Below are 7,637 nucleotides of genomic sequence, written 5' to 3' on the forward strand. Positions count from 1 at the left end.
CGGGGTGGATGCGCGCGCGGTGCTGGAGGCGTTCAAGGGCCGGGGAATGACGGGCCATCTGGAAGCGCTGCAGCGCATTGCTGATGACAACGGCGGCAACCGCGCGTCCGGGACGTCCGGGTATGAGGAATCCGCCCGCTACGTCGAGGAGCAGCTGCGCGCTGCCGGGTACAACCCCGTCCGGCAGACCTTCACCTTCCGCGGCGAGGGCAGGAACCGGAAGCAGGTGGAGAGCTTCAACATCCTGGCCGACAGCGGCGGCAGTGCCGAGAACACCGTGGTGGTGGGCGGGCATTTGGACTCCGTGCCCGAGGGCCCGGGCATCAACGACAACGGCTCCGGGGTCGCGGCCATCATTGAGATCGCGAAGTGGATGAAGGAGACCGGAATCACCCCGGTGAACCGGGTCCGGTTTGCGTTCTGGGGCGGCGAGGAGGACGGCCTCTACGGTTCCCAGCACTATGTCGATGAGCTCAGCAAGGCCGAGAAGGCCCAGACCGTTGCCAACCTGAACGTGGACATGATGGCCTCCCCGAACGGGGTGCGGTCCATCCACGACGGCGACGGCTCGGATTTCGGTCACGCCGGGCCAAATGGTTCGAAACAGATCGAAAAGGTCTTCTTCCGCTTCTTCCAGGACAACTCGCTGCCGGCGGAAACCACGCCCTTTGACGGCGGCTCCGACTACGACGCGTTCCTGCAGGCCGGCATTCCCGGCGGCGGGCTGTTCAGCGGCGATGTGGAAAAGAAGACCAAGGCCCAGGTGCAGTCCTACGGCGGAGTGGCCGGCAAGAAGCTGGACTCCTGTTACCACGAGGCCTGCGACACCCTCAGCAATACCGACGCGGACCTGCTCAAGGAAATGTCCGGAGCCCTGGCCTACGCCACCGCAACGTACGCACTCGCGCCGCGGGGCTGAGGTCCCGGACTTCATGGCCCGTGGTTGGCTCGTGGAACCCCCGGGCTCGACGTTCGGCTGAGCTGCCGCGGGATCATTTCCACCCGGCCATGGCCGCACCCGGGCTGAGCAGGTACAACTGAGGGATGACGACCTCACCCTTGGTGCTCGGCCCGATGATGCGGTATGTGGATGAGACCTCAGCGAGTGTCTGGGTGGAGACCCGGGCTGCTGCCAGGGTCTCGGTCCGCGCCGGCGGCAGGGAATGGATAGCCGGCACCTTCGCTGTGCACGGTCACCACTACGCGCTGGTGGAGCTGGACGGCCTTGCGCCGGGAACTGTCATGTCCTACGCCGTCGACGTCGACGGAACCCTGGCCTGGCCCACTCCCGGGTCCGGGTTCCCGCCGTCCATGGTTGCGACCCTGAAGACCGGCAAGCCGCTGAGGATGGCCTTCGGCTCCTGCCGGACCAGTGTTCCGCACGATAAGTCCGGCAACCGGACCCACGGCGTCGACGCACTGCGCGCCTACGCCCTGCGGATGGCCGCCGGCGGTGACCTGCCGTGGCCGGATCTGGTCTCTTTCCTCGGGGACCAGGTGTATGCCGACTTGACCAGCGAACAGATGCAGGAGTTCATCCGGGCCCGGCGCGACATTGTGGAACCGCCGGGCGAGGAGCTGAAGGATTACGAGGAATACGCCCACCTCTACTATCTGGCGTGGTCGGACCCGGCCAACAGGTGGCTGCTGTCCACCCTGCCCAGCGCCATGATCTTCGATGACCACGACATCCGCGACGACTGGAACACGTCGCTCAGCTGGAAGAAGAAGATGGAAGCGACGTCCTGGTGGCATGAGCGGATTGTCGCGGGGTTGGCCTCGTACTGGGTCTACCAGCATCTGGGGAACCTGTCACCGCTGGAGCGGGCCGGGGATGCCATCTGGCAGTTGATCGCCGCGCACGACGGCGACGATGAGATCGATGTGAGCGCGGAACTGGACAGGTTCGCGGACCGGGCGGACCAGGACCCCCGGTCCTACCGCTGGAGCTACTGCCGGGATTTCGGGGACACCCGGCTGATTGTGGTGGATTCGCGGGCTGCCCGGGACCTGGCGCCGGACGGCCGCGCCCTGGTCGACCAGGCCGAGATGGCTTGGCTCGACGACCGGATGGGCGGCGGTTTCCGCCACCTGCTCGTGGCGACGTCGTTGCCGTTCCTGCTGCCCATGGGCCTGCACTACGTCGAGTCCTGGAACGAGGCCGTTTCCCAAGGCGCATGGGGGAAACGTGCCGCCCGGGCCGGCGAGAAACTGCGGCAGGCCCTGGACCTTGAACACTGGGGCGCCTTCCAAAACAGCTTCCGGGAGGTGGCGGCCATGGTGACCGAGGTCGCCGGGGGCAAGCGCGGGCCGGCTCCGGAAACCATCACTTTCCTCTCCGGGGACGTGCACTACTCCTACGTGTCGGAAGTGGAACGCACCTCAGGCAGCCGGATTGTGCAGGCCGTCTGCTCCCCCATCCGCAACCCGCTGCCCCGGCTGATGCGGTCTTTCGCAGCCATCATGTCCTACGGCCTGGCCACGCCGGTAGGCGCCCTCGTGGCGCGCTCGGCAAAAGTCCCGGACCCACCGTTTCGCTGGTCCGGCGTCAAGGGCCCATGGTTCGACAACAACCTGGCCTGCCTGGAAGTGGCACCGGAGGGGCTGAAGCTGTGGTGGCAGACGGGCGTGGTGGACGGCGGGGACCAACTGCACCCGGGGCTGGAACGTGTCGCCTCCGTCACGCTGGCTCCGCGGCGAACCGGGCCCGACGGTGGACGGTTGACGAGATGAACGGGGCAGAACGCCGGGCCGGGAGGCGCCGGGACCGGATTCCGGACACGGACACCGTTCTGGACACGGGGTTGTTCGTCTTCAGCGGCCTCGCCGCCGTGTGGCTCGCGACGATACTGCTGCAGGAGACCCTGCAATGGGGCAGGCTGTGGTTCTCGATAGTCTTCTGGGCCGTCCTGGCGTATCTGGTGCTTCCCCGGCTTCACCGGATCCTGACCAGGATCTACCTTCCTGATTACTTCATTGGCCGTGCGCGGACCAGCGACGGCCTGCTGGGGGACCCGGTGAACATGGCCCTGCTCGCAACGGAACATCAGGTCAATGCCGCCATGCGCCGGGCAGGCTGGACCCAGGCCGACGACGTCGATCTTCGCAGCAGCCGGCGGATCGTCGTCTCAACCCTCACGCGCCGGAGCTACAACGAGGCGCCCGTCAGCCCGCTGTTCCTCTTTGGCCGCCAGCAGGATCTTGCGTACCAGCAGGAAGTCGACGGCAATCCGGGCAAGCGGCACCACATCCGCTTCTGGCGCTGTCCGCCGGGGTGGGTGCTGCCGGGCGGCGTCCGGGTCGATTGGCTGGCCGCCGGAACATATGACCGCGCGGTGGGGCTGTCGCTGTTCACCCTTCAGATCACGCACAAGATCGAGGAGAACACCGACGACGAAAGGGACTTTGTCCTGGCGACACTGGAAGAGGCCGTGCCCGAAGCCGAAGTTGCGGTCATCAGGGATTTTTCGACCGGCTACCATGCGCGCAACGGCGGAGGAGACACGATTTCAACGGACGGACACTTGCCGGTCGTCGATCTCACGCGCGTAAGCACGGGCCCGGCGGACACGCCCCGCGCGCGGACGGACAGTGGGAAAAGGCGCCCTGCCCCGACCCTTTTCGGCGGCATCCTCCTGTGCCTTCGCGGTATCGCGGCTCTCGCCCTGGCCGGGTCATTGCTGCTGGGCGGCTACCCTGCCGCTACTGAAGGAATGGCCAGCCAGGTGTTGCCGGCCGTAGCCACGGTCATCGCGGGCTTTGGTGTCGGCGAGATCCTGCTGGCATGGTTTGTCCTGCGGGGCGGAAACCGCTCACGGGTCACGGCCATGCTCCTCAGCGTTGTTGCCATCATCGTCCAGGCCGCAGACGTTCTCAACGGCGGCCCACGAGTCGCCCTGGAGACAAACCTCCTGGGCCTTTCCCTGGACATCCTCCTGATCATCGCCCTCTCAAGCCAGCGGTCCCGCACCTTTGCACGGAAGACCAGCCGGGGATCAATTCTGCTGGGACCGGCCTGACGCCGGCATCGGCTCATTTCCGGGCGTTGCCGGCTCATACCGTTGAAGGGCTGCGGCGCCGGCGACGAGTTGCCGCAATTCGGCCAGCCCGCCGTGGACGGCGCCTGCTGCCCGGGCCTGGACCAGCACGTTGCCAAGGGCGGTGGCTTCAACCGGGCCCGCGATGACGGGTTTGCCGGTGGCATCGGCGGTGAGTTGGCACAGGAGCCCGTTTTGCGAGCCGCCACCCACAATATGGACGACGTCGATGGGGCGCCCGGCGAGCNGAGCCGTTCGGCGTCGCGGATGGTCTCGGAGTAGCCGGCGGCGAGGCTGTCCAGGATGCAGCGAACGATCGCCGCGGGATCATCCGGCAGGACGGCGCCCGTCTTGCGGGCGGCGGTGCGGATCCGCCCCGGCATGTTGCCGGGCGCCGTGAAGCCCGGGTCGCCGGCGTTGATCAGGGGTCCGCCGGCTGGCAATGCCGCAGCGCCGTCCAGCAGTTCGGCCAGCGAAAGCGTATGGCCCCCGGCAGACCAGGTGCGCTGGCATTCGGTCAGGAGCCAGAGCCCGCCGGCATTGCGCAGGTACCGGATGGTCCCATCGACACCGCGTTCATTGGTGAAGTTCGCCTGCCGGCTNGCTCGCCTCGGTAAGGACCGGGTGCTTGAGTTCGACGCCCACCAGTGACCAGGTGCCGGAGGAGATATAGGCGAAGTCCGCCATCCCTGCGGGGACGGCCACAACAGCAGAAGCGGTATCGTGCGAGCCGACCGCGACCACCGTGGTCGCCCCGGGCAGTCCCGTCTGCTCGGCAATGGCCGGCAGCAGGGTGCCGATGGTTTCGCCGGGTTGGATCAGCGGCGGGAACAAGTCCAATGGCAGCTTCAGCGCGGTGAGGAACTCCGTGGCCCACTCCCCTGCGACGGCGTCGAAGAGTCCCGTAGTGGAGGCATTCGTTACTTCGGTGCGGCGCTGGCCGGTCAGGAAGAACGCGATCAGGTCCGGAATGAGCAGGGCCTGGACGCCGTGAAGGTCCGCTTCGCTGGTGAGCTGGTAGATCGTATTGAACGGAAGGAACTGCAGCCCGGTGGTCGCGTAGAGCCGTTCCGGACCCAGGCGCTGGTGGACCTCCTCCACGGCACCGCGGCTCCGGTCGTCCCGGTAGCTGTAGGGCTGCGCCACCAGCGCTCCGGCGGTGTTCACCCGCCCGTAATCCACCGCCCAGGTGTCAATTCCGATGCTCGCAATCCGTTCCCCGCGCTGCGCGGCCGTCGTCTCGGCCGAGGCCAGTCCGGTGAGCACCTCCGCGAACAGTGCGGCGAAATCCCAGCGCAGGCCGCCGTCGGACTCCACCACCCCGTTGGGGAACCGGTGGGCTGTTTCCAGCGCCACCCCCGGGTTCCCGGCTTCACGGGTGATTCGGCCCAGGATGACCCGCCCGGAGGAGGCCCCAATATCGACAGCGGCGAACACCGTGCGGGCCGTGGATGGTGCGGCGGTCATCGGAGGAAGGCGGTGGCGACGCCGGCGTCCACCGGGATGTGCAGTCCGGTGGTGTGCGACAGTTCGCTGCCGGTGAGGACGGCGACGGCGTTCGCGACGTTTTCCGGCAGGACCTCGCGCTTGAGCAGGGTGCGCTGGGCGTAGTACTTGCCCAGGTCCTGCTCGTCCACGCCGTACACGGCGGCGCGCTTGGCACCCCAGCCTCCGGCGAAGATCCCGGAACCGCGGACGACGCCGTCGGGGTTGATGCCGTTGACGCGGATGCCGTACTCGCCCAGTTCCGCTGCGAGCAGCCGGACCTGGTGGGCCTGGTCGGCCTTGGTGGCGGAGTAGGCGATGTTGTTCGGGCCAGCGAAAACGGAGTTCTTCGAGGAGATGTACACAATGTCCCCGCCCATACCTTGGTCGATGAGGACCTTGGCTGCGGCCTTGGAGACCAGGAAAGAGCCCTTGGCCATAACGTTGTGTTGCAGGTCCCAGTCCTGCTCGGTGGTCTCAAGGAGCGGTTTGGAGATGGACAGTCCGGCGTTGTTGACCACCAGGTCGAGGCCGCCGAACGCCAGGACCGCGGCGTTCACCGCGGCCACGACCTGGGCCTCGTCCGTGACATCGGCCTGGATCCCGATGGCGACGTCGGAGCCGCCGAGCGCCGCCGCGGCGGCCCGGGCGTTGTCGAGGTTCAGGTCCGCGATGACGACGCAGGCACCCTCGGCCGCGAGGCGGGTGGCGATGGCTTTGCCGATGCCCGACGCCGCCCCCGTCACCAGGGCAATGCGGGTGGCGTGGGATTTGGGCGGGGGCATCCTGGTCAGCTTGGCTTCCTCGAGGGCCCAGTATTCGATCCGGAACTTCTCGGATTCCTCGATGGGGGCGTAGGTGGAGATGGCCTCGGCGCCGCGCATCACGTTGATCGCGTTGAGGTAGTACTCGCCGGCGACCCGTGCGGTCTGCTTGTCCTTTCCGTAGGAGAACATGCCCACGCCGGGGACCAGGACGATGGCGGGGTCGGCCCCGCGCAGGGCGGGGGAATCGTCCCCGGCGTGGCGGTCGTAGTAGGCCCGGTAATCCTCACGGTAGGCGGCGTGGAGTTCCTTCAGCCGGGAGATGGAGTCCTCGATCGAGGCCCCCGCGGGCAGGTCCAGGACCAGCGGCTTGACCTTGGTGCGCAGGAAATGGTCCGGGCACGACGTGCCCAGCGAGCCGAGGCGCGGGTGCTCGGACCCCTCGAGGAAGTCGAGGACGACGGCGTCATCGCTGAAATGCCCGACGACCGGCTTGTCGCTGGAGGCCAGGCCCCGGATCACCGGCGCCAGGGCCGCGGCCTTCGCGAGGCGGTCGGCTTCCGGCAAGGCGCCGTAGCCGCGCAGCGTCGGTCCGAACGGTTCGGGCCGGCCGTGGTCCTTGATGTACTTCTCCGCCTGCTCGATGATCCACAGCGAGTTGGCTTCGGCTTCCTCGCTGGTGGCTCCCCAGGCGGTGGTGCCGTGACCGCCCAGGATGGTGCCGATGGCCTGCGGGTTGGCGTCTTTGATCGCGGCGATGTCCAGGCCGAGCTGGAATCCGGGGCGCCGCCAGGGCACCCAGGCGACCTTCTCGCCGAAGATCTCCTTGGTGAGGGCCTCGCCGTCGGCGGCTGCGGCGATGGCGATGCCGGCATCCGGGTGGAGGTGGTCCACGTGTGCCGCGTCCACCAGCCCGTGCATGGCGGTGTCGATGGAGGGGGCGGCGCCGCCCTTGCCATGCAGGCAGTAATCGAACGCGGCCACCATCTCGTCTTCGCGGTCGACGCCGGGGTACACGTCTTTCAGCGCACGCAGCCGGTCCAGGCGGAGGACGGCGAGCCCGGACTCTTTGAGGGTGCCCAGGTCTCCGCCGGAGCCTTTGACCCACAGGAGCTGGACATCCTCGCCGGTCACGGGGTCCTTTTCGGTGCCCTTGGCGGAGGTGTTGCCGCCGGCAAAATTGGTGTTGCGCTTGTCGGCCCCCAGGCGGTTGGAACGGGCTACCAGCTGTTCAACGGTTGGATTGGTCATGGTCTTAGGCTCCCCATCCGGCCTGGTGGCCGCCCTGGCGTTCGGCGTTGATAACTTCCTGGTATCCGCTGGCAGCGAAGGCGGCCATCGGATCGGCGGG

General features: G+C 67.6%; 4 protein-coding genes and 2 pseudogenes (1 of these 6 running past the window's edge). 3 read left to right on the plus strand and 3 right to left on the minus strand.

Annotation, left to right across the window (positions count from 1 at the left end; genetic code table 11):
- From K789_RS0121345 to K789_RS0121355, 3 genes are all read left to right on the plus strand, one after another.
- Nucleotides 1–919, plus strand: a 919-nt coding sequence (locus K789_RS0121345; protein ID WP_024368516.1) for a M20/M25/M40 family metallo-hydrolase, incomplete at its 5' end; no start/stop codon positions are given.
- Between the two features lie 125 nt (nucleotides 920–1,044).
- The gene (locus tag K789_RS0121350) at nucleotides 1,045–2,733 is read left to right on the plus strand and encodes an alkaline phosphatase D family protein (RefSeq protein WP_024368517.1); all 1,689 of its coding nucleotides are present in this window, start codon (nucleotides 1,045–1,047) and stop codon (nucleotides 2,731–2,733) included.
- Complete coding sequence (locus K789_RS0121355) at nucleotides 2,730–4,019, plus strand: LssY C-terminal domain-containing protein (protein ID WP_024368518.1); 1,290 nt, start codon at nucleotides 2,730–2,732, stop codon at nucleotides 4,017–4,019. The genes K789_RS0121350 and K789_RS0121355 overlap by 4 nt, the downstream gene beginning before the upstream one ends.
- Here K789_RS0121355 and K789_RS23785 read toward each other — a convergent pair.
- From K789_RS23785 to rhaI, 3 genes and pseudogenes are all read right to left on the minus strand, one after another.
- Nucleotides 3,996–5,504, minus strand: a pseudogene (locus tag K789_RS23785) (rhamnulokinase). The gene K789_RS0121355 and the pseudogene K789_RS23785 sit on opposite strands and share 24 nt — an antisense overlap.
- Complete coding sequence (locus tag K789_RS0121365) at nucleotides 5,501–7,537, minus strand: bifunctional rhamnulose-1-phosphate aldolase/short-chain dehydrogenase (RefSeq protein ID WP_024368519.1); 2,037 nt, start codon at nucleotides 7,535–7,537, stop codon at nucleotides 5,501–5,503. The pseudogene K789_RS23785 and the gene K789_RS0121365 overlap by 4 nt, the downstream one beginning before the upstream one ends.
- Before the next feature lie 4 nt (nucleotides 7,538–7,541).
- Nucleotides 7,542–7,637, minus strand: a pseudogene (rhaI, locus tag K789_RS24830) (L-rhamnose isomerase); it runs 1,067 nt beyond the window's last position.

The organism is Arthrobacter sp. TB 26 (assembly GCF_000427315.1).
Classification (GTDB): Bacteria; Actinomycetota; Actinomycetes; order Actinomycetales; family Micrococcaceae; genus Arthrobacter.

What these genes read in the sequence shown, in the direction of transcription:
- K789_RS0121355 (WP_024368518.1), top strand. Translation starts at nt 2,730, where the DNA reads ATGAACGGGGCAGAACGCCGGGCCGGGAGGCGCCGGGACCGGATTCCG.
- K789_RS0121365 (WP_024368519.1), bottom strand. Translation starts at nt 7,537, where the DNA reads ATGACCAATCCAACCGTTGAACAGCTGGTAGCCCGTTCCAACCGCCTG.
- K789_RS0121350 (WP_024368517.1), top strand. Translation starts at nt 1,045, where the DNA reads ATGACGACCTCACCCTTGGTGCTCGGCCCGATGATGCGGTATGTGGAT.